This window comes from Halomonas piscis, from assembly GCF_031886125.1.
In the GTDB taxonomy this organism is placed as follows: Bacteria; Pseudomonadota; Gammaproteobacteria; order Pseudomonadales; family Halomonadaceae; genus Vreelandella; species Vreelandella piscis.
On record NZ_CP119391.1, the window covers coordinates 371976 to 397657 of the forward strand.

At 64.7% G+C, this 25682-nt stretch carries 23 protein-coding genes; 11 read left to right on the top strand and 12 right to left on the bottom strand.

What is annotated here, in order from left to right; genetic code table 11:
• Positions 1–16: 16 nt before the first annotated feature.
• Entirely contained in the window at positions 17–466 is a 450-nt protein-coding gene (dtd, locus tag P1P91_RS01730; RefSeq protein ID WP_311884088.1) for a D-aminoacyl-tRNA deacylase, read from the top strand.
• A gap of 10 nt (positions 467–476) precedes the next feature.
• On the opposite strand, the gene P1P91_RS01735 is transcribed toward dtd, so the two are convergent.
• Positions 477–2441, bottom strand: a complete 1965-nt coding sequence (locus P1P91_RS01735; RefSeq protein WP_311884090.1) for an ABC-F family ATP-binding cassette domain-containing protein — start codon at positions 2439–2441, stop codon at positions 477–479.
• A gap of 47 nt (positions 2442–2488) precedes the next feature.
• On the opposite strand from P1P91_RS01735, the gene P1P91_RS01740 reads away from it, so the two are divergent.
• The 3 genes from P1P91_RS01740 (at position 2489) to P1P91_RS01750 (ending at position 5163) form a co-directional block, all read left to right on the top strand.
• Complete coding sequence (locus P1P91_RS01740; protein WP_311884092.1) at positions 2489–2998, top strand: TIGR02444 family protein; 510 nt, start codon at positions 2489–2491, stop codon at positions 2996–2998.
• A gap of 228 nt (positions 2999–3226) precedes the next feature.
• Positions 3227–3808, top strand: coding sequence for a TRAP transporter small permease (locus P1P91_RS01745; RefSeq protein WP_311884094.1), 582 nt, complete (start codon positions 3227–3229; stop codon positions 3806–3808).
• A 74-nt stretch (positions 3809–3882) separates the two neighbouring features.
• On the top strand, positions 3883–5163 hold the full coding sequence (locus tag P1P91_RS01750) for a TRAP transporter large permease (RefSeq protein WP_311884096.1): 1281 nt from the start codon (positions 3883–3885) through the stop codon (positions 5161–5163).
• Positions 5164–5276: 113 nt separating this feature from the next.
• Here P1P91_RS01750 and dctP read toward each other — a convergent pair whose 3' ends face one another.
• A complete protein-coding gene (dctP, locus tag P1P91_RS01755) occupies positions 5277–6347 on the bottom strand; it encodes a TRAP transporter substrate-binding protein DctP (RefSeq protein ID WP_311884098.1) in 1071 nt (356 codons plus the stop codon).
• A gap of 189 nt (positions 6348–6536) precedes the next feature.
• Here dctP and P1P91_RS01760 point away from each other — a divergent pair, with 189 nt between their 5' ends.
• Together P1P91_RS01760 and P1P91_RS01765 are read left to right on the top strand one after the other, a co-directional pair.
• Entirely contained in the window at positions 6537–7214 is a 678-nt protein-coding gene (locus P1P91_RS01760) for an FKBP-type peptidyl-prolyl cis-trans isomerase (RefSeq protein ID WP_311884099.1), read from the top strand.
• A 3-nt stretch (positions 7215–7217) separates the two neighbouring features.
• Positions 7218–8270: a PHB depolymerase family esterase gene (locus P1P91_RS01765; RefSeq protein WP_311884101.1), complete on the top strand. Its 1053-nt coding sequence runs from the start codon at positions 7218–7220 to the stop codon at positions 8268–8270.
• Between the two features lie 4 nt (positions 8271–8274).
• Here the strand turns inward: P1P91_RS01765 and P1P91_RS01770 are convergent, their stop codons facing one another.
• On the bottom strand, positions 8275–8802 hold the full coding sequence (locus P1P91_RS01770) for a hypothetical protein (protein ID WP_311884102.1): 528 nt from the start codon (positions 8800–8802) through the stop codon (positions 8275–8277).
• Between the two features lie 166 nt (positions 8803–8968).
• On the opposite strand from P1P91_RS01770, the gene P1P91_RS01775 reads away from it, so the two are divergent.
• Entirely contained in the window at positions 8969–9883 is a 915-nt protein-coding gene (locus tag P1P91_RS01775; RefSeq protein ID WP_311884104.1) for an AEC family transporter, read from the top strand.
• A 230-nt stretch (positions 9884–10113) separates the two neighbouring features.
• On the opposite strand, the gene trmB is transcribed toward P1P91_RS01775, so the two are convergent.
• Genes trmB through thiS form a run of 3 tightly spaced genes read right to left on the bottom strand, consistent with a single transcriptional unit; the run spans position 10114 to position 11905 of the window.
• A complete protein-coding gene (gene trmB, locus P1P91_RS01780; RefSeq protein WP_311884106.1) occupies positions 10114–10863 on the bottom strand; it encodes a tRNA (guanosine(46)-N7)-methyltransferase TrmB in 750 nt (249 codons plus the stop codon).
• A gap of 17 nt (positions 10864–10880) precedes the next feature.
• Entirely contained in the window at positions 10881–11675 is a 795-nt protein-coding gene (locus tag P1P91_RS01785; RefSeq protein ID WP_311884108.1) for a thiazole synthase, read from the bottom strand.
• A 20-nt stretch (positions 11676–11695) separates the two neighbouring features.
• A complete protein-coding gene (gene thiS, locus P1P91_RS01790) occupies positions 11696–11905 on the bottom strand; it encodes a sulfur carrier protein ThiS (RefSeq protein ID WP_311884110.1) in 210 nt (69 codons plus the stop codon).
• A gap of 163 nt (positions 11906–12068) precedes the next feature.
• On the opposite strand from thiS, the gene P1P91_RS01795 reads away from it, so the two are divergent.
• Complete coding sequence (locus tag P1P91_RS01795; protein ID WP_311884112.1) at positions 12069–12494, top strand: DUF423 domain-containing protein; 426 nt, start codon at positions 12069–12071, stop codon at positions 12492–12494.
• A gap of 61 nt (positions 12495–12555) precedes the next feature.
• Here P1P91_RS01795 and P1P91_RS01800 read toward each other — a convergent pair whose 3' ends face one another.
• On the bottom strand, positions 12556–14751 hold the full coding sequence (locus tag P1P91_RS01800; RefSeq protein ID WP_311884113.1) for a malate synthase G: 2196 nt from the start codon (positions 14749–14751) through the stop codon (positions 12556–12558).
• A 286-nt stretch (positions 14752–15037) separates the two neighbouring features.
• Here P1P91_RS01800 and P1P91_RS01805 point away from each other — a divergent pair, with 286 nt between their 5' ends.
• Positions 15038–16042 carry an alpha/beta hydrolase gene (locus tag P1P91_RS01805; protein ID WP_311884115.1) on the top strand — a complete coding sequence of 335 codons (1005 nt, stop codon included), beginning with the start codon at positions 15038–15040 and terminating at the stop codon, positions 16040–16042.
• On the opposite strand, the gene guaD is transcribed toward P1P91_RS01805, so the two are convergent.
• Together guaD and P1P91_RS01815 are read right to left on the bottom strand one after the other, a co-directional pair.
• Positions 16039–17361 (bottom strand): guanine deaminase, encoded by a 1323-nt coding sequence (gene guaD, locus P1P91_RS01810; protein WP_311884117.1) that lies wholly within the window; start codon positions 17359–17361, stop codon positions 16039–16041. The two genes, P1P91_RS01805 and guaD, sit on opposite strands and share 4 nt — an antisense overlap.
• Before the next feature lie 455 nt (positions 17362–17816).
• Complete coding sequence (locus P1P91_RS01815; RefSeq protein ID WP_311882018.1) at positions 17817–18851, bottom strand: IS110 family RNA-guided transposase; 1035 nt, start codon at positions 18849–18851, stop codon at positions 17817–17819.
• A 236-nt stretch (positions 18852–19087) separates the two neighbouring features.
• On the opposite strand from P1P91_RS01815, the gene P1P91_RS01820 reads away from it, so the two are divergent.
• Positions 19088–19837 carry an IS5 family transposase gene (locus P1P91_RS01820; RefSeq protein ID WP_311884118.1) on the top strand — a complete coding sequence of 250 codons (750 nt, stop codon included), beginning with the start codon at positions 19088–19090 and terminating at the stop codon, positions 19835–19837.
• Here P1P91_RS01820 and xdhC read toward each other — a convergent pair.
• The 3 genes from xdhC to xdhA are packed head-to-tail and all read right to left on the bottom strand — an operon-like array spanning position 19826 to position 24720.
• A complete protein-coding gene (xdhC, locus tag P1P91_RS01825; RefSeq protein WP_311884120.1) occupies positions 19826–20746 on the bottom strand; it encodes a xanthine dehydrogenase accessory protein XdhC in 921 nt (306 codons plus the stop codon). The two genes, P1P91_RS01820 and xdhC, sit on opposite strands and share 12 nt — an antisense overlap.
• Positions 20733–23195 carry a xanthine dehydrogenase molybdopterin binding subunit gene (gene xdhB, locus P1P91_RS01830; protein WP_311884121.1) on the bottom strand — a complete coding sequence of 821 codons (2463 nt, stop codon included), beginning with the start codon at positions 23193–23195 and terminating at the stop codon, positions 20733–20735. The genes xdhC and xdhB overlap by 14 nt, the downstream gene beginning before the upstream one ends.
• Positions 23179–24720: a xanthine dehydrogenase small subunit gene (gene xdhA / locus P1P91_RS01835; protein ID WP_311884123.1), complete on the bottom strand. Its 1542-nt coding sequence runs from the start codon at positions 24718–24720 to the stop codon at positions 23179–23181. The genes xdhB and xdhA overlap by 17 nt, the downstream gene beginning before the upstream one ends.
• Positions 24721–24992: 272 nt before the next feature.
• Here xdhA and P1P91_RS01840 point away from each other — a divergent pair, with 272 nt between their 5' ends.
• Positions 24993–25682 carry a TetR/AcrR family transcriptional regulator gene (locus P1P91_RS01840; RefSeq protein ID WP_311884124.1) on the top strand — a complete coding sequence of 230 codons (690 nt, stop codon included), beginning with the start codon at positions 24993–24995 and terminating at the stop codon, positions 25680–25682.

Below are 25682 nucleotides of genomic sequence, written 5' to 3' on the forward strand. Positions count from 1 at the left end.
GGCGAGGAGAGACGTCATGAAAGCACTGATTCAGCGCGTGCGCCGCGCAAGCGTCGAGATTGACGATAATGACGGCCGCCGCACGGCCGGGTCGATTGACTCGGGCCTTTTGGCGCTGATCGGCGTAGAGAAGGACGACGACGAAAAAAGCGCCGATCGCCTGCTGCACAAGCTTGTGCACTATCGCGTATTCGGCGACGCCGAGGGCAAAATGAACCTCAACGTCCAGCAGGCCGGTGGCGGTCTCTTGCTGGTGTCGCAGTTCACCCTGGCGGCGGATACCCGCAAGGGCCTGCGCCCGAGCTTCTCCAGCGCCGCGCCCCCCGCCGACGGCGAGCGGCTGTTTCACTATCTGGTAGAGCAGGCCCGCACCCATTCGCTGCCGGTGGCGACCGGCGAGTTCGGTGCCGACATGCAGGTGGCGCTGGTCAACGACGGGCCGGTGACGTTTTTGCTGGAAAGCTGAGCCGGCAGGCTCAGGCCTCGCCGGCTTCCAGCGCCTCTTCGGCGTCGAGCCAGTCCTGCTCGGCTGCGTTGAGCCGGGCCTGGGTCTCGGCCTGGGCGGCGAGGGTGCGGTCAAGCTCGGCCTTGCGCTCGGGGTCGGTGTAAAGCTCGGGATCGGCCAGGGTCGCTTCCAGCGCCGCGAGCGCCTGCTGCTCTTTTTCCATGGCTTTCTCTGCGCGATCGCGCTGCTTTTTCAGCGGGCGCAGCTTTTCCCGAGCCTCGGCGGCGGCCTTGCGCGCGGCCTTGCCGCCCTGGCCTTTGCCGCTGGCGGAGGAAGACGCGGGCGATGACGCTGCCGGGGCCTGGGGGGCGTTGTTGCCCGGGCTTTTGCGCTTGCTTTCCCGGCGCTGGGCGTCCAGGCGCTGCTTCAGCCAGGCGTGGTAGTCGTCAAGATCGCCGTCGAAGGGGTCGACCCGATGGTCGGCCACCACCCAGAACTCGTCCACGCTCGAGCGCAGCAGGTGGCGGTCGTGGGAGACGATGATCACCGTGCCGTCAAAACCGGCGATGGCCTGGGTCAGCGCCTCGCGCATTTCCAGATCCAGGTGGTTGGTGGGCTCGTCGAGCAGCAGCAGGTTGGGCTTTTGCCAGGCGATCAGCGCCAGCGCCAGCCGCGCCTTTTCGCCGCCGGAGAAGTTACCCACCGTGGCAAAGGCGTCGTCGCCCTGAAAGCCAAAGCCGCCGATGAAGTTGCGAATCGCCTGATCGCTTGCCGTGGGCGAGAGCCTTTGTACATGGGCAAAGGGCGTGGCACCGGTATCCAGGCCTTCCAGCTGATGCTGGGCAAAGTAGCCGATGGACAGGTGTTCGCCGGGAACGCGCTCGCCGCCGAGCAGGTCGAGTTCGCCGGTGAGCGATTTGATCAGGGTGGACTTGCCCGCGCCGTTGGGGCCCAGAAGGCCAATGCGGCTGCCGGGCAAGAGCGTCAGGTTGACGTTATCTAGCTGGGTGCGCTCGCCGTTCTCGGTGGCGTAGCCAAGCCTTGCCTGATCCAGCACCAAAAGCGGGTGGGAAGTCTTGTCGGCGGCGGGCAGCGAAAAGTGGAACGGCGAATCCACGTGGGCCACGGCGATTTCTTCCATGCGCTCGAGCATCTTCACCCGGCTCTGAGCCTGGCGGGCCTTGGTCGCCTTGGCCTTGAAGCGGGTGATGAAGCGCTCGATCTCTTCCCGTCGGGCCTGCTGCTTTTTCGCTTCGGCCTGCTGCAGGGCAAGCTTTTCCGCCCGGGTGTGCTCGAAGCGCGAGTAGTTGCCCCGGTAAAGCTCCAGGGTCTGATGGTGCATGTGGACGATGTGATCGCAGACGGCGTCGAGGAAGTCGCGGTCGTGGGAGATCAGCAGCAGGGTGCCGGGGTAGCGCTTGAGCCACTGCTCGAGCCACAAAAGGGCGTCCAGGTCCAGGTGGTTGGTGGGTTCGTCGAGCAGCAACAGGTCGGACGGCATGAAGAGCGTGCGGGCGAGACTGACGCGCATGCGCCAGCCGCCGGAAAAATCCGCCAGCGGGCGGTCCAGATCGGCCTGGACAAAGCCCAGCCCGACCAGCAGCTGGGCGGCACGGGCTTTTGCGGTATAGCCGTCCAGGGTGTCGATCAGCCCGTGGAGCTCGGCCTCGCGGTGGGCATCCCCGGCCCGCTGTGCGGCTTCAAGCTCGGCCTCGGCCTGGCGCAGGGCGTGATCACCGTCGAGGACGTAATCGTGAATCGAACGCTGGAGCGCCTGGATTTCCTGATCCATGTGGGCGATGCGCTGACCGCCGCTCATTTCGACGCTGCCCTGGTCGGCGCCGATCTCACCGAGCAGCAGTTTGAAAAGGCTTGTCTTGCCCGTGCCGTTGGCGCCGATGATGCCGGCCTTGACGCCGTCGTGCAGGGTCAGGTCGGCGTTTTGCAAGAGCGTTTGCGTGCCGCGTTGCAGGGCGACTTCGCGCAGTGCGATCATGCGTTCTCCCGAAAAAAATGGGCCTCGTCGATAAAGGAAACAGGCTGGTGCGCGATTCTACCCGATTGGCCGCCGTTGAGCAGAATCCGCTATGGGATTTTGCCCTGGATTTTTATGCCCGCCCCGGCGTCGCCGATAAGCTGTTGCGGCTGCAGGACGAAGCCGGTTTCGACGTCTGCGTGCTGCTGTGGCGCCTGTGGCTGGGTCATCTTGGTCTGGCGCCAACGCCCGGCGCCGAACAGGCGCTGGAGGACATATACGCCTGGCAGCGCGACTACACCCGGCCGCTTCGCCAAAGGCGGCGCTGGCTCAAGCCGGCGGCGGCCTGCGACTCCGCGCTGGCCCAGCTGCGCCAGACGATCAAGGACGCCGAGCTGCAGGCGGAAAAGGCTGCCCTGACGCAGCTGGAGGCGCTCTCCCGGCAGGCAGGCCGGGTGGTGGCGCTGCCTGCCGGGGAAAGGGTTTCTCTGGTCGGCGCGGCCGGCTTTCGGCCCACAGCGGAGCAGGAATCGGCGCTGGCCGCGCTGCGCGCCGAGCTTGTCGCCGGGTCGCGTTGAAGCGCCTTAGCGGGTACGCTAACGTTAAAAGTGCAGTATGATGAATTATCTGCGCCTGCTGCGTGCTCGGCAGTGCCGGCCTGGAGGCCCGGTAGCCGTAGACCGGCGAGAACTCACCATAAGGCAAGCGTCAAGCGCGCCTTCCCGTTGCCCGAGGGCAGCTGTATTCCGGGCACCGGCTTGATATCGCCGCCGCGCCCTGGCGGCTCGGCACAAGGAAGCACTCCTATGACTGACAAGCCTTTAACCAAGCAGCCGCAGAAAAACGGCCTGCTGCGTGCGCTCAGCGCCTTTGATACGGCCCTTGGCGCCATCGAGAAATGGATTCTCATCATCTGTATCCTCGGTATGGCACTGCTCATGAGCACTCACGTGGTCAGCAGCCTGCTGTTTAACCGGGGCATTCCCGGGACCTACGAGGTCACCGAAATGCTGATCGTGGTCATTACCTTTGTGGGGGTAAGCTATGCGGCGCGCCATGCCCGACACATCAGCATGTCCGCTATTTACGAACAGCTCGGCGGCCGGCTGCGCAAGGGGATGCTGATTACTCTGTGCGTGGGCAGCGCGGCGCTGATGTTCTATTTTGCTTACCTCTCCTTTGACTATGTCCAGACAATCTATAGCCGGGGTCGCACCAGCTCGTCGCTGCACATCCCGCTGTGGATGGTATACACGGCGCTACCGATCGGTTTTACCCTGGCCGGCGTGCAGTACGTGCTGACGGCCGTACGCAATATGATAAGCCGGGAGCTTTACCGCAACTTCCGGGAAAAAGAGGAGTTTTCCGACGTGCCTACGGAGGAGTGACGATGTCAACGCTTGCCGGGGTAACGTCTCCGGCCGTTTGATATCGAGCCAATAACAACACTGAGGATAAGCGCATGCTAGCCGGACTGGGTATTTTAATGCTGGTGCTGCTGCTGATGGGGCTCCCCATGATGGTGCCGCTGGCAGTAGGCACGTTTTACATGATGTTTGCCGACATGACCTTTTTCGGTCCGGATCAGGCGGTGAGCTGGATGATCAGCGGCGTAGGCAGCTGGGTGCTGGCCGCAGTCCCCATGTTCATCTTCGCCGCGGATATTCTGACCAAGGGGCATACGGCCAACCGCCTGCTTGACGTGGTGGATGCCTTCACCCGGCACATCCGCGGCGGCCTGCCGATTACCACGGCGGCCTCCTGTGCGCTGTTCGGGGCGGTGTCGGGCTCAACTCAGGCAACGGTAGTGGCCATGGGCGGGCCCATGCGCCCGCGGCTGCTGGCCAAGGGCTATGCCGACCACTTCGCCCTGGCGTTGATCATCAACGCCAGCGATATCGCGCTGCTCATCCCGCCGAGCATCGGCTTCATCATCTACGGCGTGGTGATGAAAGAATCCATTGGCGATCTGTTTCTCGCCGGTGTCCTCCCCGGGGTGATGATCCTGGTGATGTTTGCCATCTACTGCTATATCGATGCGCGCATCAAGGGCATTGAGCCCGAGCCGCGCGCTACCTGGCGTGAGCGTGCCGGGGCCGTGCGCAAGGTGATTTTGCCGATGGGGTTTCCGGTGCTGGTGGTTGGCGGTATCTACGGCGGCTTTTTCAGCGCGGTGGAGGCCTCGGCGGTGGCCGTGGCCTATGCGCTGATTCTGGAAGTGGTGATTTACCGCCAGGTTTCGATCCGCGACCTGGGGGGGCTGGCGCTGTCCACCGGCATGATTACCGCGGTGGTGTTCATTCTGGTGGCTATTGGCGCGGCGTTTTCGCAGACGCTGGGCACGGCCGGCGTGCCCGAGCAGGTGCTGGGGCCGCTGATCGACAGCATCGGCGACAGCCAGATACTGGCGCTGATGCTGATTGCCGCGGCGTTTTTTGTGGGCTGCATGTTCGTCGACCCGATCGTGGTCATCCTCATCCTGGTGCCGATCTTCAAGCCCTTGATCATGTCCACCGGGCTCGATCCGGTCCACGTCGGCGTCATCGTTACCCTGCAGGCGGCCATCGGCTCGGCCACGCCGCCTTTCGGCTGCGATATCTTTACCGCCATTGCCGTTTTCCGCCGGCCCTATATGGACGTGATCCGCGGCACGCCGCCGTTCATTGCCATCATGCTGCTGGCAACGGTGTTGCTTATCCTCTTTCCGCAGGTTTCGCTGCTGTTGCCTTCGCTTGGCAACTAGCAAGAGGCTTGCAACCCCTGGCGGGCTAAAAAAAGCCGGGTGGCCAATGCCACCCGGCTTTTTCATGGCCGGGAAATGCCCCCGGCGTTTACGGCCTCGGCCGTGCTATCGATTTACTGCTTGTCGGTGTCTTTCTGGCTGTCCTGGCTTTGATCGCTATCGCTGTCGTTTCCCTCAGCGGCCTTGACCTGGTCCAGCAGCGTGTTCAGGGCTTTTTCCCCGTTCTCGCCCACGTCATCGATGAAGGTCTGACGCACCGGCTTGGCCAGCTCGCGGAACTTGTCGCGCTCCTCGTCATCTAGCTCGATGATTTCGATATCGCTGTTTTCCTTGATGGTTTCCAGACGGCTTTCGTTGAGCTCGCTCTGGATATCGTGGCCCTTCTGCACCAGTTCATCGGTGGTTTCATCAATCATCTGGCGCTGCTCATCGCTGAGGTCGTCGTACCAGTCCGCGTTGGCAATCACGTTACCCACGAACTGGGACTGCTTGGCAAAGATCAGGTAGTCCTGAACTTCGTAGAAGCCCATTTCCTCGTGGGCAAAGACCGGCTGGATGTTGGCATCGGCCTGGCCCTGCTGCAGGGCACTGTAAAGTTCGCCGTAGGCAATGGTCAGCGGCGAGGCGCCGTATGCCCGGTAGGTTTCACGCAGCAGGCTGTTGTCCATGACGCGGATTTTTACCCCGTCCATGTCGGCCGGCGTGCGGATTTCCTGGTTGGCTGTCCACACCTGGTAGCCTTCCGGCAGAGCGGCAATGGGCACCAGGCCGCGATCGCGGTAGGCCTGCTGCCAGGCGTCGCTTTTCATGAACTCGTCAGAGTTGACGATCTTTGCCGTTTCCAGCTGGTCGGCCGGCATAATGAAGTTGAGGCTCATCAGCTGGCTTTCGGGGACGGTGCCGCCAAGAAAGCCGGAGCCAAAGGCAATGGGAATGGAACCACCCTGAATGGCGTCGTAAAGCGCAGAGTAGTTAGAGCCCCATTGGCCGTAGGGCAGAAGCTGAACGGTAATGTCACCGTCGGACTTTTCTTCGATGAGCTCTTTGAACGCTTCGGCGTAGCCGTGCTGCACGCTGCCTTCGATCTCCTCGAGGCCGAACCGCCAGGTTTCTGCGTTGGCCGTTGCGGCGGCGCTGAGAAGGCCGCATGCGGTAATGCCGACAACCAGTTTGTGCAGTTTCATTATGCTCTCCTTTTTTATAGTGTCCCCCTTAGAGAAGAGGAAACCTCGCGCTATGTCAAGGCTGAGGCCCCGGGCTTTCTTCGCTAAGTCGGGGACTTGGGTGCGCCGGGGCGTCGGCCCTGTTATGGTAGCGCGATGCGCGTATTTCCGCGTTGTCGATCACAGCGTTGCGATGAAAAGGAACCCTTGATGAAAACACTGCTGACCGCACTCCCGCTGGCTGCGCTGGTGGCAGCACCGCTGGCCCTTGCCGCGCCGGATACCGACGATGAGCGCCTGGCGTACAGCCTGGGTGTCACCCTGGGCGAAAGCATGCACGCCGATATCGAAAAGCTGGATATCGACACCTTTACCCGCGGCATGCGCGACGTGTTCGAGGAAAGCGAGCTGGCCATGAGCGAAGAGGATATGGCCGAAGCGCTGGCGACCTTCCAGCAAGACGCCATGGCAGAGCGCGAAGCGGAAGTCGCCGAGCTCGCCGAGGAAAATCTCAGGCAGGGCGAGACGTTTCTGGCAGACAACGCCGAGCGCGAGGCGGTGACCGTCACCGAGTCGGGCCTGCAGTACGAGGTGCTTGAGTCCGGCGACGGCGAGACGCCGGACGCCGACGATACCGTCAGGGTCGATTACGAAGGCAAGCTGCGCGACGGCACGGTATTCGACAGCTCCATCGAGCGCGGCGAGCCGGTCAGTTTCAAGGTCAACCAGGTGATCGAAGGCTGGCAGGAAGCGCTGCAGCTGATGAGCGAAGGCGACGTGTGGAAACTCTACATTCCCGCAGACCTTGCCTACGGCGAGCGCGGCCAGGGGCCCATCGGTCCCAATGAAGTGCTCACCTTCCGCGTAAATCTGCTGGACGTCGAGTAAGCCATGCTGACCCGGCTGCTGCTGGCGGCAGGCCTTGCCGTGCCGCTGGCCGGCGTGGCGGATGACGCCGAAGTGCCGCCTGATTCGCTTCCGGCGCTGGGCGTGGCGGCCGACCGGACGAGCGTGGTGGGGGTGTCGTCCGGGGGCTATATGGCGACCCAGCTGGCGGTTGCCTGGCCCGAGCGCTTTCACGGCCTGGGCGTGCTCGCCGCCGGCCCCTGGGGCTGCGCCCGGGGAAAGCTGAGCCGGGCGCTCAACCAGTGCATGATGACCCGGCGCGGCGAGCCTTCTCTGGCCGCGCTGGAAACCCGCCGCGCGGACTATCAGTCCCGCGGGCAGGTTGGCAAGGACGCCAATCTGGGCCGGCTGCGCGCCTTTGTCTGGCACGGCGAGCAGGATGGTGTGATCGACCCGGTGCTGGGTGATCTGCTCGGCGAGCAGCTGGCCGCCTGGCTTGACGACGAGCAGCAGCTCAAAATGGCCCGCGACGAGACAGCCGGCCACGGCTGGCCGGTGGCGGCCGATAGCGCCGATCAGGCCTCGGCCCTTGCTCCGTGCCGCAACGAGGGCGAAGAGGCGAATCTGCTCGCCTGCGGCGAGGACGTGGCCGGCGCCATGATGGACTGGCTGTACCCGGAGCGGGCTGCGCGCTCTGAGTTCTCGGCGGGCGAGCTGCGCCAGTTCGATCAAAGCGATTTCGACGCCCGGGGCCTGGCCGATAGCGGCTATGTCTACGTCCCCGACGCCTGCACCGGCGGCGGCTGCGGGGCAACGCTTGCCCTGCACGGCTGCCGCATGGGCGCCGAGGCGCTGGGCGACGCCTTTGCCCGAAAGAGCGGACTTAACGCCTGGGCCGATGCTCACGACGAGGTGGTGCTCTACCCCCAGGCCGAAAGCACGCTGGCCAACCCCCAGGGCTGCTGGGACTGGTGGGGCTTTGCCGAAAGCTCCTGGCAGCTACATCCGCTCCACGACACCCGGGACGGTACCCAGGCCGGCGCGCTGCTCGAGATGCTCGATCGTCTGCAGGGGACGTCCGACGCTGGCCAACCCTGACGTCTTAGCTGCGCGCTACGTCAAAGTCGAACCAGCTGCCGATGCGCCCGCTGGGCGTTTCCAGAATGATCCGGGCGCGCCAGGGCATGACGTCCTGGGTGCAGACGCCGAGCTGGCCCAGGCCGCTGAAGCGGTTCGGGCCGTCGGCCTCCAGCGAAAAGCGATTAAGCCCCATGTCCATATCTCGGCCGACAAAATCCACCGTGGCGCTGCGAGCGTTGATGCCCTGCACGGCGACTTCCAGGGGCAGCGGCTCGAGCGCTTCGATGCGCCCCTCGGTATCCACCTTGAGCGCGACGTTGCCCCGATCGCCAAGCGTCGCGGTACAGCCCTCCTGATGAAGGTTGCACTCCTGCTCCGGCGGATACCAGGTGACGTCGTCGCTCCCGCGTATCCAGTGGGAGAAGGCATACCAGCCAAACGCCGCCAGCGCGATGCCGGTTACCAGAATCAGCGTCGTCAGCACGGGAAAAGGGGGAGTGGCGGCGGAACCTGGCGTCTTTTTCGTGGCCGGGTCGGTGACAGAACTCATGAGGGTTTCAACATTGGCGGCTACCCCAATCTCGGGAAAGTAAAGTGGCGCCTGGGAGGCAGCATTCATTGCCACATAGTAGCAGCTATTATGCCGGTGCCCCTGTGCTGGGATGTCGCAGGGCGGCTGCCGTCGACAGGAGAGGTAAAGTGAGCGAGAGGTGCGGATGACGGGCATCATGGAGGCGCTGCTGCCGCTGTTTGCGCTGATCGGCCTGGGGGTAGTGCTGGGCAGGAGCCGTTTTCTGCCGGCCGACTTTTGGCCGCAGCTGGAGCGGCTGGTGTATTTCGTGTTGTTTCCCGCGATGCTGGTGGCAACGCTTGCCACGGCCGAGATCAGCCGGGTTCCCGTTGCCCGCCTGGCCGCCGTATTGCTGGGGACGATGGCGCTATTCGCCTGGGGGCTCTGGCGTCTGCGACACCGGCTGGGGCTCGATCCGGCGGCGTTTACCTCGGTGTTTCAAGGCGCGCTGCGCTTCAACAGCTACGTGGGCGTCGCCGGCGCGGCGGCGCTGCACGCGGGCCCGGGGGCGACAGTGGCGGCGGTAGCGCTGGCGCTGATGGTGCCGACGGTCAACGTGATCTGCGTGACGGGGTTTGTGGCGGCAGGCACGCTGGGGCCCGGCGGGGTCAAAAAAAGCGCGCTGGCGCTGCTGAAAAACCCGCTGATTATTGCCTGCCTGCTGGGCGTGGGGCTGAACCTTGCCGGGGTGGGGCTGCCCGGCTGGACCGCAGAGGCGGTGTCGCTCACGGGGCGCGCGGCGCTGCCCCTGGGCTTGCTGGCAGTGGGCGTAGCCTTGCGCCTGCCGGCGCTGCTGCGGCTGAACCTGGGCGTTCTGGCGGCGCTGGTCATCAAGCTGGTATTGATGCCGGGGCTCGCGCTGGCGCTTGCCTGGACGCTGCGGCTGGACCCTGTCAGCCGCGACGTGGCGCTGCTGTTTGCCGCGCTGCCCACGGCGACCTCGGCGTATATTCTGGCGCGCCAGCTGGGCGGCGATGCCGAGCTGATGGCGGCGATCATCACCGGGCAGACGCTGCTGGCGATGCTGACCCTGCCGCTATGGCTGCGGCTGGTGGCCTGACAGGCAGCAAACAAAAAATATTCGCATTTGTGTTGACGGGTCAGATGAGAATGATTATATTAAAGGCGTGGCGCTGGATGAGGCGCCGCAGCCACGGCAGCAACCGCCAGTTAACTGCCATGGTTTCTCCCTCTCATTGCTATTCAAGATTGCTAGTCACGGTCTTGCTGCCGCTCTTCGGAGCGGCTTTTTTTGTTGGCTGTGCTAAAGGTAGAACCCTTGACAGGGCGTTAGTCGACGCGGCGATAGATCAGATCCCAGACGCCGTGGCCGAGCTTTTCTCCGCGAGCCTCGAACTTGGTCAGCGGGCGAAAGGCCGGGCGCGGCACATAGGGCGCGGTAGACGCATCGGCGGTATTGGCAAAGCCCGGGGTTTGCCCCACGGTTTCCGCCATCCACTCGGCGTAGGGCTCCCAGTCCGTCGCCAGGTGGAAGTGCCCGCCAATCGCCAGCCGCGAGCGTATCAGCTCGACAAACGCCGGCTGCACGATACGCCTCTTATGGTGTTTCTTTTTCGGCCAGGGGTCGGGGAAGAATAGCTGCAGGGTATCGATGCTGCCGGGCGGCAGGCACTGCTCCAGCACGGCCAGGGCGTCTTCGCGGTACACCCGCAGGTTGGTCAGGCCGCGCTTGTCGGCTTCGTCGAGCAGCTTGCCCACGCCCGGGGCGTGCACCTCGATGCCGATGAAGTCGGTTTCGGGGTGGGTTTCGGCCTGTTCGATCAGCGAGCCGCCCATGCCGAAGCCGATTTCCACTACCCGGTGAGCGCGGCGGCCGAACAGGGTATCGAGATCCTGCAGGCCGTCGGCCACGTTGAGCCCCAGCCGCGGCCAGATATTCATCAGCCCCCGGGTCTGGGCCTGGGTGGTACGCCCGGCGCGGATCACGTAGCTCTTGATGCCGGGGCGGTGCAGCGGCGCCCCGGCGTTTTCCGTTCCGGCCGATTCGGGAGACTGGTGGGGGGAGCGTGCGTCTGTCATGGGGCGGCGGGTATCCATCAGCCGTTGATACGGCCGGCAAAGGGGGTGGAGGGATCGGCGCTTTGGCGGCGCGGCATGCGGCCGGAGAGAAAAGCGTTGCGGCCGGCCTGCACCGCCAGCTGCATGGCGTGTGCCATGCGCACCGGATCGTTGGCGTGGGCAATGGCGGAGTTGAGCAACACGCCGTCGCAGCCAAGCTCCATGGCCATGGTGGCGTCCGAGGCGGTGCCGATGCCGGCGTCCACCAGGACAGGGACGCGGCTGCGCTCGACGATCAGGCGCAGGTTGTGCGGATTCTGGATGCCGTGGCCGGAGCCGATCAGCGAGCCCAGCGGCATGATCGCCGCGCAGCCCATGGCCTCAAGCTCCTGGGCAACGATGGGATCGTCGCTGGTGTAGACCATGACGTCAAAGCCTTCGTCAAGCAGCGTCTGCGCTGCCTTGAGCGTTTCGGTGACGTTGGGATAGAGCGTGTCGTCGTCGCCCAGCACCTCGAGCTTGACAAGGCTGTGGCCGTCCAGCAGCTCCCGGGCGAGCCGGCAGGTACGCACGGCGTCTTTGGCGTTGTAGCAGCCGGCGGTATTGGGCAGCAGGGTGAAGCGCTCGGGGGGAATGACGTCGAGCAGACCGGTTTCGCTGGTATCTTGGCCCAGGTTGGTGCGGCGCACGGCAAAGGTGACGACCTCCGTGCCGCTCTGGGTAATGGCGGCGCGGGCTTCATCGTAGTCCTTGTAGCGGCCCGTTCCCACCAGCAGGCGAGAATGGAATTCGCGGCCGGCAACGGTCAGCGGGGCGTCGTGGAACGGTGTCATAGGCTTCCTTGGATAGCGTCCTAGCCGCCGCCAATCGCATGGACGATCTCGACCTTGTCGCCATCGGCCAGGGGCGTCTCGGCCAGCTGGCTGCGGGGGACGATTTCTTCGTTGATTTCAACGGCAATGCGTTGACCGCCAAGCCCCAGCTGCTCGATCAGCTCGGCAGCGCTGGTTCGGGAGGTCAGGGAATGGGATTCGCCGTTGAGCTGAATGGCATACTCTGTCATAGCCGTCATTTTCCTACCGCTTGGGTGGATGTCGCAAGCGCAGCGCGCGAAAATCGTGGATTCCTGCGCACGCTGCCTTCAGGTGGCGCTATTATAGCGTTTTCCCCCTCTTTCTTCAGCCGGCGCTACGCGGGTGGCCGGCCAGCCAGGGAGCGATTCGTTGATGAGGAAACAGCCGTCGACAGAGCCTTTTTATTCGGGGTCCGGGCGGGGCAACTATCGAGTGCTTGGCGTTGCGCTTGCGCTGTCCGGGGCCGTGGCGGTAGCGCTGGGCGCCTACGCCGCTCACGGCATGGCCGCTAGGGCCGACGAAGCAGCGATAGACGCGGTCAACGTCGGGGTGCGCTACCAGATGTGGCACACGCTGGCGCTGTTGGCGCTGCTGATCTGGCAGCGGCGCGAGCCGGCGGTCAAGCTGCGTCCGGTAATGGCGCTGTGGGTCCTGGGCATCGCGGCGTTTTCCGGCTCGCTTTACGCCATGGCGCTGGGCGGGTTCAATGTCGGGCTGGTGACGCCGCTGGGCGGCCTTTTGCTGATCGCCGGCTGGCTGACGCTGGGCGTTGTGGTTTTGCGTGCCGGGCACGGCTAGCGCGGCATAAAAAACCCCCTCGGGGCGGGCCCTGAGGGGGTTGGCGGCTGGCGTACGCAAGTTACTGCGTCTTGGCCTTTTCCGCTTTTTCCTTTTCTACCCGGCGCCACTCGTGGAGCAGCGGTTCGGTGTAGCCGGAGGGCTGGTTGAGCCCCTTGAAGATCAGATCGGACGCGGCCTTGAAGGCGGTGGAGTCGTCCAGGTGCGAGGTCATCGGCGTATAGTTGGGGTCGCCGGCGTTCTGCTCGTCGACCACTTTCGTCATGCGCTCGAGTGTCTCCCGGACCTGGGCTTCATTGGTGATGCCGTGGTGCAGCCAGTTGGCAATGTGCTGGCTGGAGATGCGCAGGGTGGCGCGGTCTTCCATCAGGCCGACGTTGTGGATGTCCGGCACCTTGGAAACGCCGACGCCGTGCTCGACCCAGCGCACCACATAGCCGAGGATGCCCTGGCAGTTGTTATCCAGCTCCTGCTGGATCTCGTCGGCGCCCCAGCTCGGGTCGGCTTCCACCGGCACGCTGAGCAGTTCGTCCAGCAGATCGGTTTCGCCCTGGGCTTCCAGCTCGCGCTGGATGGCTTCGACGGCTACCTGATGATAGTGCAGGGCGTGCAGCGTCGCGGCGGTGGGCGAGGGTACCCAGGCGGTGTTGGCGCCGGCCTTGGGGTGGCCGATTTTCTGCTCCAGCATGTCGTGCATCAGCTCGGGCATGGCCCACATGCCCTTGCCGATCTGGGCGCGGCCGCGCATGCCGCAGGCAAGGCCGGTCTGGACGTTGTTCTTCTCGTAGGCGTCGAGCCAGGCGGTGCCCTTCATTTCGCCCTTGCGCACCATCGGGCCGGCTTCCATGACGCTGTGCATTTCGTCGCCGGTGCGGTCGAGAAAGCCGGTGTTGATGAAAACCACCCGGGAGCTGGCGGCGCTGATGCAGGCCTTGAGATTGACGCTGGTACGGCGCTCTTCGTCCATGACCCCCATTTTCAGAGTGTCGCGCTCCAGGCCGAGGATATCCTCGACGCGGCCGAAGAGCTCGTCGGCAAAGGCGACTTCTTTCGGGCCGTGCATCTTGGGCTTGACGATGTACACCGAGCCGGTGCGCGAGTTGCGCGGCTGGCCGGCGGGCTTCTTCAGATCGTGGATGGCGATCAGCGAAGTCACCACGGCGTCGAGGATGCCTTCGGGCAGCTCGTTGCCGCTGTCGTCGAGAACGGCCGGCGTGGTCATCAAATGGCCGACGTTGCGGATGAACATCAGCGCGCGGCCCTGCAGCGTGACGCTATCGCCGTTGCTGCCTTGCCAGGTACGATCGCCGCGCAGCTCGCGAACGAAGTGCTTGCCGTCTTTCTCGATGTCCTCCTTGAGGTCACCCTTCATCAGGCCGAGCCAGTTGGCGTAGACGCCCACCTTGTCTTCGGCGTCGACCGCGGCGATGGAGTCCTCGCAGTCCATGATGGTGGAGGTGGCGGCTTCCACGACCACGTCCTTGATGCGCGCCGGGTCGGTCTTGCCGATGAAGTTGTCGCCGTCGATCTGCAGTTCGATGTGCAGACCGTGGTTGACCAGCAGGATCGAGGACGGGTCGGCGGCGTCGCCGTCGAAGCCGGCCAGCTTGTCGGCGTCCTTGAGCCCGGTTTCGCGGCCGCCGTCGAGAGTAACGACCAGCTTGCCGTCGTGGACGGCGTAGTTGACGGCATCCTTGTGCGAGCCGTCGGCCAGCGGGGTGGCCTGATCGAGTACGCCGCGGGCGTAGTCGATGACCTTGTCGGCGCGTTTGAAGTTGAACTCGCGGGTGATTTCGGCGCCGCCGTCTTCGGTGATGACGTCGGTGCCGTAGAGCGCGTCGTAGAGGCTGCCCCAGCGGGCGTTGGCGGCGTTCAGCGCGTAGCGGCCGTTGTTGACCGGTACCACCAGCTGCGGGCCGGCCTGGGAGGCAAGCTCGGGGTCGACGTTGGCGGTGGTGGTTTCGACGCGCTCGGGGATTTCGCTCAGATAGCCGATGTCGGTGAGAAAGCGGCGATAGGCCGGCATATCGGTGATCGGCCCGGGGTTGTCGCGGTGCCAGGCGTTGAGCTGTTCCTGCAGCGAGGTGCGCTCCTCAAGCAGCTGGCGGTTTTTCGGCGCCAGGTCGTGAAACAGCGCGTCGACGCCTTTCCAGAAGGCATCCTGGTCGACGCCTGTGCCCGGCAGCGCCTGCTCGTTGATAAAGCGATCAAGGTCAGCTGACACCTGTAGACGGTGACGCGTGATACGCTCGCTCATGGAAACTCTCCCTTAAGAGGGCCCGTGGCCAATCGTGGTACTCAGATGTTGGCCACGGCCATAGTGAATACAACTGCTACCTCATGCCGGTGACGTGCGTAGAAACGAACGCACGATTGCAGATGCCGACAGCTCAATTTGCGGAAAATAGTTCCATAAATGTGCAAGTCTGTAAATAGGACCAAAATGGCAGTGCCGCGATGTCCGACTAAATGATACCAAATTAGCGTATCTGTCGGCCGCTGAGACATTGGCACGGATTACCGGGTTGAACAGGAGGGGCTGGATGGACGAGTTTGGCCCGCTGCGGGAGGCGTTTTCCGCCACCGCCGGCAAAGGACTGGTACTGCTGCGCCCGGAGAGTGCCGAGGCAGAGGCCGTGGTGCCCTACCTCGAGCATTACGGCCTTGCGCCCTGCCGGCAAAAGGTGCGCCGGGTGCATGCAGGCATGGTCCCGGCGGGGGCGTTTTTACTGTGGTGCCAGGTGTGGGCGCCGCCGGCGCCGGTGGGCACGGTCTTTGTGGTACACGGCTATTTCGACCACCTGGGCCTTTACCGCCATCTGCTTTGGATGCTGCTGGCCCGGGGCTGGCAGGTGGTGCTGTGGGATCTCCCGGGGCACGGGCTGTCCAGCGGCGAGCGGGTGGCAATCGACGACTTTGCCACCTACGGCGAATGCCTGCACGCCGTGCAGAGCGCCGTGGCGGCTCAGGGCCTTGCCCCGGGCCCCTGGGTGGGTGTGGGGCAGAGTACCGGCGCGGCGATACTGGCTACCGACGCGCTGAGCCGCCAGGACGCCGCGCCCTGGGCGGGGCTTGCCATGCTGGCGCCGCTGGTGCGCCCCTGGGGCTGGCATCGGGCCAGCACGTTACACCGGCTGGCGGCCCCCTTTGTCAGCACCGTCTCCCGACGTTACTGGCCCAACTCCACAGATACCGCCTTTGTGGATTTCCTGCGCCAAAAGGACCCGCTCCAGCACTGGGAGCTGAGCCTTGTGTGGGTGAGCGCCATGCGCCGCTGGATGGCGCGGCTCCCGGCGTATCCGCCGTCAACGCTGCCGGTGCTGATGCTGCAGGGAGAGGAAGACCAGACCGTGGACTGGCGCTACAACCTGGCCGTGCTGGGGGAAAAGTTTCCCAGGGCCGAGGTCTATCAGCAGCCGGAGGCGCGCCATCATCTGGTCAATGAGGCGCCGCCGATCCGCGAGGCGCTGTTTGCCGAGCTGGGACGCTTTCTCGACCGCCTGGCGGCCCCGGCCGATGCGGCCGCCGGAGCCGCATGCGCTGACTAGTCCCGGGCGTGAACCCGTTTCCCGCCGGCCCAGGTGGCGTAGACGCTGCGGTCGTCGCCCAGCATCATCATCGCAAACAGGGTTTCGGCAAGCGTGTTGCAGCGGGCGGTGCGTCGGGCCAGCAGCGGCGTGGCCGCCGGGTCGAGCACCACGATATCGGCCTCGCCACCCTCGCGGATCTGGCCGATGTGGGAGTCCAGGTGCAGCGCCCGGGCGTTGCCCAGAGTCAAACGATAAAAGCCCTGCCAGGCGGTGAGCGGCTGGCCCAGGAGCTGTCCGACCTGGTAGGCGCCCTTGAGCGTGGCAAGGCCGGAAAGGTCGGTGCCGCCGCCCACGTCGCTGGCGAGGCTCGTGGCCATGCCAACCTCCTGGCAGGCCTGGCGGTCGAACAGGCCGCTGCCCAGAAACAGGTTCGACGTGGGGCAAAAGGCGATGTTCGCGCCGGCGTCGGCCAGTCGCTTTCGCATGCCCTGATCCAGATGAATGCCGTGGGCAAAGGTGCTGCGCGGCCCCACCAGCCCGTAGCGCTCGTAGACGCCGAGATAGTCGCGGTTGTCCGGGAACAGTTCGGACACCCAGGCGATTTCGCCTTCGTTTTCCGACAGGTGCGTCTGCAGGTGAATATCCGGAGCGTTGCGCAACACGGCACCGGTGGCCTCGAGCTGCTCGGGGGTGGACGTGGGGGCAAAGCGCGGCGTCAGGCTATAGCCCAGCCGGCCCTTGCCATGCCAGTCGGCGATCAGCCGCTCGCTGTCGGCAAGTCCGCCCCGGGTATCGTCGATGAGATCATCCGGGCCGTTGCGGTCCATCAGCACCTTGCCCGCGAGCATGCGCAGCCCCCGGCGGTTGGCGGCGGTGAAAAACGCCTCCACCGAGCCCGGGTGCGAGGTGCAAAACACCTGGGCGGTGGTGGTGCCCACTCGCAGGGTTTCATCGAGAAACGCCTCGGCCACGGCGTCGGCGTGGGCGCGGTCGGCAAAGCGGCACTCTTCGGGGAAGGTGTAGTCGTTGAGCCAGTCGAGCAGCTGGCGGCCGTAGGAGGCCATGATGTCGAGCTGGGAGTAGTGCACGTGGCTGTCGATGAAGCCCGGCATCATCAGCTTGCCCGAGTAGTCCACGGTCTCGATGCCGGCGGGCAGGTGCGGCGCCAGCTCGGCGTAGTCGCCCACGGCGTGGATATGGCCGTCGACGATCCACACGGCGCCGTCTTCCAGGTGACGCACGCTGCCCGGAGCGGGGGTGTCGCCGTCGCCGGGGTCGTCGGCAAAGCTCAAAAGCGGGCCGCGCAGTACCCGGGTGTCGGTGGTCAGATCGGTCATGTCAGGGTCTCCGTTGATGCCTGCGGTGGGGCATGCGCGTCTCAGGCGCGCTTCTTTTGCCGGGCACCATTGTCGTGAAAACTGGCACTATTTTTCGATAACCTGTGGCGGGAGCGGACTTTGGTCCGCGAAGGCGCTGCCTCAATACAGCATTCGCGCAATAAATTGCGCTTATATGGACCCGTCCTGTTGTGCAAGCCAGAAGCAACAACGCATAAGAGTGAGGACTGCACGCTTATATCCGGCCTATTGATGGCACTTGCCGTGCCTGGCCCTGATGGAATACGCGCTCTCTGCTCTGATCTCCCACTCGGCCTCGTGATGGGCCTGCGCACTTTACAGAGTGACAGAAAGCCGGTCTGACCCGTTATGCCATCGAAGCATCTCGCCTGCGCAACCTCGGGGTTGGGTAACTTATCGCATGCTAAGCTATATTCCCTGTTTGTTCGGTATCATCAAGCGGCCTCCTGTGGCTGATAGCGCCGTTCATGGGCCAATAGCGACCAGCAAATCCGCGCCATCTTGTTCGCCAGGGCCACAATGGCCTTGCGTTGCCCAAGACGCGCCGCTAACGAGCAGGCCCAACGGGACAGCCGGTCGGGATGTTCCTGACGTTGGAACTGGCGTAATGCCGCGCGGGCACCGTGCACCAACTGCTTTCGAACCTCGCCATTGCCGCGTTTGGTGATCCCCATCAACTGGTTGCGACCCCCGCTGGAATGCTGGCGTGGCACTAGCCCCAACGAGGCGCTGAACTGACGTCCGTTGGGGAATCGCGCCGGATCGCCCAGATGGCTGAACAACAGCGTCGCATTGATCGGGCCGATGCCGGGCAGACTCATCAGCCGCTGCATGTCATCTGATGCCCTGGCCAGACGCTGCAGACGCTTGTCATAGCGCGCGATCCGGGCATCGTTCTCGAGCCATTGATCGAGCAGGTCGTTCAGCAGGGTGTAGAGTTCTTCCCCCAGCCGCGCCCGTTGCTCGTCCAGCCGCTCACGAATAACGCCCTGGCGTATCACCGCGTGCCCCTGCGACACGATTAGACCAAACTCGCCCAGCAGGCCGCGCAGCTCGTTGCCGACGGCGGTGCGTTCGCGCACTAACCGACTGCGTACTCGGTGCACTGCTTGCAGGGACTGTTGTGCTTCCGTCTTGATCGTCACTCGAGGCGTGGCCGGGCGCGCCGCAGCCTCGGCGATAGCCGCGGCATCGCGCGCATCGTTCTTGTGGCCCAGCACGAAGGGCTTGACCGCCTGCGGTGGCAGTAGCTCGGCCTCATGGCCCAGCGTGCCAATGTCTCTCGCCCAGTAATGAGCGGAGCCGCACGCTTCCATGGCGACGTGGCAAGGCGGAATTTGGGCCAGCGTCAAGCGTAACTTCTCTCGCCGGACTTGCTTGCTGAATACTTTGTGACCGTGCGCATCCACGGCATGCAGTTGAAAAACGTGTTTCGCCAGGTCAATGCCTATAATGCTAATCTGTTTCATGGATGGATCCTCCTTCACCGATGCCGTCAGTGTTCTGTGCACTGCTGGCTAGATGTTATATCCAGCTTGGCACAGAAGGACGGGTCCATCCCATTTCCCACTCAAGCAGGTGTTTCAGCGCCCAGGTGATGTGTTGTCATGCTAGGGTCTGTTGACGTTTCATGGCAGGGGTATTGGCAGGATAGGGGCAAGCTCACAGAATAAAGGTTCCTAAGCCAACAAACTGCAAGCCTGCCATGCCCCGACAAATGCTCACGGATGAACACTGGCCGAAGCTGAAATCTATCCTGCTTCAACAAGGTATTTATGACAAGACCGATCTGCGTACCACGGTGGAAGGCATCCTTTATCGGATGCGAACCGGCTGCCCGTGGCGGGACCTACCGGAGGCGTTTGGCCCCTGGAACACGGTCTACAAGCGCTTCAACGCCTGGTCAGCGAGTGGAAAGCTGATGAGGCTTTTCAGCTCTCTGGTGGAAGATCCTGATGTCGAGTGGCTATTTATTGATGGTTCCTACGTCAAGGCTCACCAAGATAGCACTGGGGCTGCCACGGAAGATGCAGAAGCCATTGGCAAAAGTCGTGCAGGCAATACCAGCAAGATCCACTTGGCCGTGGATGCTTATGGGTTGCCGATCGCCTTCAGAATAACCGGGGGTGAAGTGCACGACAGCACGGAAGCCCAGGCATTGATTGACGGTTTGCCGGCAGGTGACGCGCTGGTGGCTGACAAAGGCTATGACAGTGAACGTATCCGTGAGCAGGTCGAAGCCAAAGGAATGGCTGCCGTCATTCCACGCAGGCGTAACTCGAAAAAAGGAAATGCCAATCTGGACAGAGGGTTATATCGCTACCGGCATCTGGTTGAGAATGCCTTTGCTCGATTGAAACCGTATCGCGCCATTGCGACGCGCTACGATAAGCTCAAACGAAATTACGAAAGCATGGTGGCCTTGGCATGCGGCTTTTTATGGCTACCAATGTGAAACGTCAACAGGCCCTAGCCTTTGCTGCGACTTTTTCTGGGGGCTTTTGGCTACCGGGTGAAACGCCGCGCGCAGGGTTTCCGGGGCCACGCCGCGCCGGTCTGCCGGCGTCTCGGCGGGCTTGAAGGTCAGAAGCTCGGCCATGACCGCAAGCGCAATTTCATACGGCCGCTTGCCGTGGGCGCCGGCCACGCCGATGGGGCAGCGCACGCCGGCAAGGGCCTCGTCGCCGTGGCCGGCATCGGCCAGCCGGCGGCGAAAGCTTGCCCACTTGGAGCGCGAGCCGATCAGTCCTATAGAGGCGCAGTCGCCCCGGCGCAGCAGGGCATCGACAATGGCGCGGTCTTCGCCGTGGTCCTGAGTCATCACCAGCGCGTGGCAGCCCGGCGGCAGCCCGGCAACGGCCTCGGCCACGTCGGGCTTGCCGTCGCTGCCGGGGACGATATGACGGCGCCGCTGGCGTTCATTGCCCGGGGTGTCGGGGAAGATGTCGGCCCGGCTGTCATGCCACAGCAGCTGCCAGGGCAGCGGTGCTATCAGGTCGGCCAGCTCGCGGCCGACGTTGCCCGCACCGAACAGCGCCACCTGCATCTCGGCGCCGGCAAAAAGCTCGAGCATGACGTGGACGTAGCCGCCGCAGCACTGGCCGCTGCGCCCGCCCAGCGGAAAGGCTTCCAGCCGGGTGCCGCTTTCGCCCGCGGCCAACGCTTCCCGGGCGGTTTCCATCACCTGCCACTCGAAGTGGCCGCCGCCCAGGGTATCGTGGACGGTGTCCGGCGTAATCACCATCTTGGTGCCCGGCTCCCGGGGGGTGGAGCCCGCCACCCCCACCACGCTTGCCAGCGCATGGGGGCGGGCTTCGCGCTGGAGGCGATCAAGGGCGCCGTGCCAGACGTCATGCGGGCTCATGGTTGGGCCTCGCGTTTTTGCTGTCGGCCTGCTGGCGCAGGGTTTCGGCCGCCATCAGCACGCGCTCGGGGGTGGCCGGGGTGTCCAGCACCGGGCAGAAGCGATAGTCCACCAGGCTTGCCAGGGCGTCGCGCAGCGCCGACCACACCGAGATACCCAGCACGAAGGGCGGCTCGCCCACGGCCTTGGAGCGATAGATGCTGGCCTGGGAGTTGGGGTGGCCTTCCATGAGCTTGACGTTGAACGTCTCCGGCGTGTCGCCAAAGGTCGGGATGTTGTAGGTGGAAGGCCCGACGGTGGTCAGCTGGCCCTTGTCGTTCCACTTGAGCTCTTCGCTGGTCATCCAGCCCATGGCCTGGATGAAGCCGCCCTCGACCTGGCCGATGTCGATGGCCGGGTTCAGCGAGTCGCCGACGTCGTGGAGGATGTCCACGCGGCTGACGCGGTATTCGCCGGAGAGCATGTCCACTTCCACCTCGGACACCGCGGCGCCGTGGGCGTAGTAGTAGAAGGGGCGACCCCGGCCGGTGGCGCGGTCGTAGTGGATCAGCGGCGTGGCGTAGAAACCTTTTTCCGACAGCGAAATGCGCCCGAAGTAGGCGGCCTGTACCAGCTCGCCCCAGCTGATGCGATGCTCGTCGGCGCCGATGCCGGCGATCAGTTCGCCGTGCTCCAGGCGCATGGTTTCGCGGTCGAGCCCGCCGGCGGCGTGGTCAAAGTGGGCGGAGGCAAAGTCGAACAGCCGCTCGCGCAGCTTGCTGGCAGCATCCCTGGCAGCCATGCCGTTCAGATCGGCGCCGCTCGAGGCCGCGGTGGGCGAGGTGTTGGGCACCTTGTCGGTGCGGGTAGCGGTAATGCGTACCTTGTCCAGGTCGAGCCCCAGCTCGCGCGCCACCACCTGGCAGATCTTGGTGTGCAGCCCCTGGCCCATCTCGGTGCCGCCGTGGTTGATCATCACGCTGCCGTCGGTGTAGACGTGCAGCAGCGCGCCCGCCTGGTTGAGGTGCTGGGCGGTGAACGAGATGCCGAACTTCACCGGCGTCAGCGCCAGGCCGCGCTTGACGATCGGACTTTGGGCGTTGAAGCGAGTGATCTCCCGGCGCCGATTCCAGTAGTCGCTGCTTTCCTCCAGCTGGCTGATGACGTCGTGCAAGAGCGGAATCTGCTCCACCCGCTGGCCGTAGTGGGTGACGTTGCGCGGGGTGCCGTCGGGGTCGGCGTCGCGGTAGAGGTTGCGCTTGCGCACGGTGAGCGGGTCTTCGCCGACGTAGCGGGCAATGTCGTCCATGGCGCGCTCGATGATCATCACGCCCTGGGGGCCGCCAAAACCGCGAAACGCGGTGTTGGAAGCGGTGTGGGTTTTGGCGCGCTTGCCGGTGACCCGGGCGTCGCCCAGCGAGTAGGCGTTGTCGGCGTGGAACATGGCGCGGTCCACTACGGCCTCGGACAGGTCCGGCGAGTAGCCGCAGTCGCCGACGATGTCGATATCGCCGCCGGTGAGGACGCCGCGCTCGTCAAAGCCGAGCCTGTAGGCGTTGTGGAAGGGATGGCGCTTGCCGGTGCCGCGGGTGTCGTCGGCTCGGGGCAGGCGCACCTTGGCCGCCCGTCCGGTGCGCCGGGCGATGATCGCGGCGATGCACGCCCAGGGCGAGGCCTGGGTTTCCTTGCCGCCGAAGCCGCCGCCCATGCGCCGGTTGGACACCGTCACCGCGTGGAAGGGAATGCCCAGCACCTCGGCCACGAGCTTTTGCGTCTCGCTGGGGTGCTGATTGGACGTATGCACGAGCACGCCTTCGTCTTCGGTGGGCTCGACCAGGCAGGCCTGGCCTTCCAGGTAGAAGTGCTCCTGGCCGCCGACGAACTGGGTGCCTTCGAGGACGTGGGGTGAGCCGTCGAGGGCAGCCTGCCAGTCGCCGCGCTCGTGAACGTGGGTGGGGCGCACCAGCTCTTCGCGCTCGGCGGCGGCCACCGGGTCCAGGTTTGCCGGCTGCTCGTCGATTTCCACGACCGCGGCCTTGACCGCCTGGCGGGCGATCTTGTAGCTCTCCGCGGCCACGGCAAAGAGGCTCTGACCGGCGTAGCTGATTTCGTCATGGGCAAAGATGGGGTCGCCGGGAAACACCGGGCCGATGTCGGTATGCCCGGGCACGTCGTCAAGGCTGATCACGTCCACGACGCCGGGAAATGCTCTCACCTTGTCAAGTTCCAGCCGCGTGAGGCGGCCGTGGGCCGCCGGCGACTGGCCGACCATGACGTGCAGAGTGCGCACCGGCGTGGTCAGGTCGTCGATGTAGGCAGCCCGGCCGGTAACGTGCTTCACCGCGCTTTCGTGGGGGCGGGCGCTGCCGGCGCCGCCCTGGCTGACCACGGCGTCGCGGGCGACGGGGGCATCGCCCTGGTTGCGATGCCGGGTATCGCGGGGAAGGTCGATATCAGTGAGCGTACGCATCGAGGGTCACCTTGGTCGCTGTGTTGTTGTTATGGCTGCTGTTAAGGCCATGGCTATCGTTGCTGGCGCTGCGGGATTCGGCGTCGATCATCAGGCGCAGCCGTTCCAGCAGGTTGCCGGCGGCAAGGGTGCGGTAGTCGGCGCTGCCGCGCATGTCCGACATGGGCGTCAGCTCCTTGGCCAGCGCCGCCCGGGCGTGGGCAAAGGCGGCGGCGTCCGGGCGGCTGCCTTCAAGGGCCGCCTCGGCGGTGGGCGCCCGGCGGGGAATGGCCGCCATGCCGCCAAAGGCGAGGCGGACATCGCGCATCGCGCCGTCTTCCAGGCGCCAGGAAAAGGCGCCCAGCACCGCGGAAATATCGTCTTCCCGGCGCTTGGACAGCTTCCACACCTTGAGCTGTTGCCCGGCCGCGGGGCGCGGGAGAAATACCGCGGCGATGAACTCGTCGGCGTCCATGGCGATTTTCTTGTAGTCGAGGAAGAAGTCCTCGAGCGGAAGCTCCCGGCTGCCCCGGGGGCCGTCCAGCCGCAGGCGGGCGTCCAGCGCCAGTAGCGTCGGCGGGGTATCGCCGATGGGCGAGGCGTTGGCAATGTTGCCGCCCAGGGTGGCGCGGTTGCGGATCTGGGAGCCTGCAAAGCGGTGCATCATGTGCTCGAATGCCGGATAGGGCTCTGCCAAAAGCGGCATTAGCCGCGTCAGCGTTACCGAAGCGCCGATCCACCAGCCGGTGTCAACTTCCTCGATCGCGGTGAGTTCGGCGACCCGGCGCACGTCGATGATGTCCGTGAAGTCCTTTACCTGCTGGGTAGTTTCCAGCCACAGGTCGGTGCCGCCGGCTACCAGGCGTGCCTCTGGGCGTTTAGCCTTGAGCTCGCGCAGAGAGGCGATATCACGAGGCATGGCGTAGCCCGGGGCCTTGCCGATGTCGGCATGACGGTTGTCGGTATGGCCTTCGTTGCTGCCCACGTCCTTGGCCAGCGCTGCCACGTTGGTGCCAAGCGAGGCGTCCGCCGCCCAGGCGGGCGTGGCTTTGGGGTGATCCTGCATGGTGAGGGCGGCATCGCGGATCGGGCGGTAGCCGGTGCAGCGGCAGAGGTTGCCGCCAAGCACCCCTTCCAGGCGCTGCTGGGTCAGCGGGGCCGGGTGCTTTTGCTGGTCTTCATACAGAGTGAAAAGCGACATGACAATGCCCGGGGTGCAAAAGCCGCACTGGCTGCCGTGGCACTCGACCATCGCCGCCTGGGCCGGATGCAGGCGCTCGTCGTCGGCCAGTCCTTCTACCGTGACCAGATGGCAGCCGCTTAGCTGGTGCGCCGGCGTGACGCAGGCGTTGGCGCTGTGGTAGCGGATCTCGCCGCCGGCGTCGGCTTCGCCGATGGCGACGGTGCAGGCGCCGCAGTCGCCGGTGGCGCAGCCTTCCTTGGTGCCGGTCTGGCCAAGCTGTTCGCGCAATAGCTCCAGAATGCTGGTGTCGGCGCTGACGCCTTCCAGGCGCTGGCGCTTGCCGTTGAGGTAAAAGTCAATCATGGTCGGCTCCGGTTGTCATTGTCGTGGCCCGGCTGTCGTTGTCGTGATGAAGTGGGCGGCTGGCCGCGCGTCGGGATGACTTTGATTCTTGACCACATGGTCAGCTTTATCAAGTCGTTTTGTTCTGCCACTTTTGTCTAATCGCCAACGGCTCAGCGCCGGCGGCGGCCCCGCCTCCGCCGCGGGGGAATTGCCTTGGCGGCGGCATTTCAGGCAAGATTCAGCTTTGCCTACGCGTGCCGCTGTGTGCGCTGACGAGAAAGCGAGGGCCCATGGCCAAGGCTGATTTCCCCCCTGAACAGGAGGCCGGCGCCATCCGCCGGCGCAACGAGCAGGCGATTTTGCAGGCCGCCGAGGGCGTTTTTTCACGCCACGGCTACCGCGGCGCCAGCCTGCAGGAAATCGCCCGGCAGGCCGGGCTGCCCAAGTCCAACGTGCTTTACTACATGGGCAGCAAGCGCAAGCTTTATGTGCGCCTGCTGGAGCGTATGATGACGCGCTGGAACGCGATTCTGGACAGCATCTCCCCGGAGGACGACCCGGTCGAGGTCATCTCGGCCTTCATCCGCGCCAAGATCCGGCTGTCCCAGAGCCATCCCGCAGGCTCGCGGCTGTTTGCCAGCGAAATCCTCGGCGGTGCGCCGTTCTTGCAGGACTATCTCCAGGGCGAGCTGCGCGAATGGGTGGAAAACCGCGCGGCGGTGCTTCGCCAGTGGGCCGATCGGGGCCTGATGGACCCGGTGGATCCGGTGTGGCTGATTTTCCTCATCTGGTCGTCAACCCAGCACTACGCCGACTTTGAGGCCCAGGTGCTGGGCATTACCGGCCGCGCGACGCTTGACGACGAGGATCTGGAAGACATCACGCAGTTTCTGATCCGGGTGGTCATCAAGGGATGTGGCATCAAGCGCCCGGCCGCCGTGGAGACGCCGCCCGAAGCTCTCCAGGCGGCAGATCGCTGA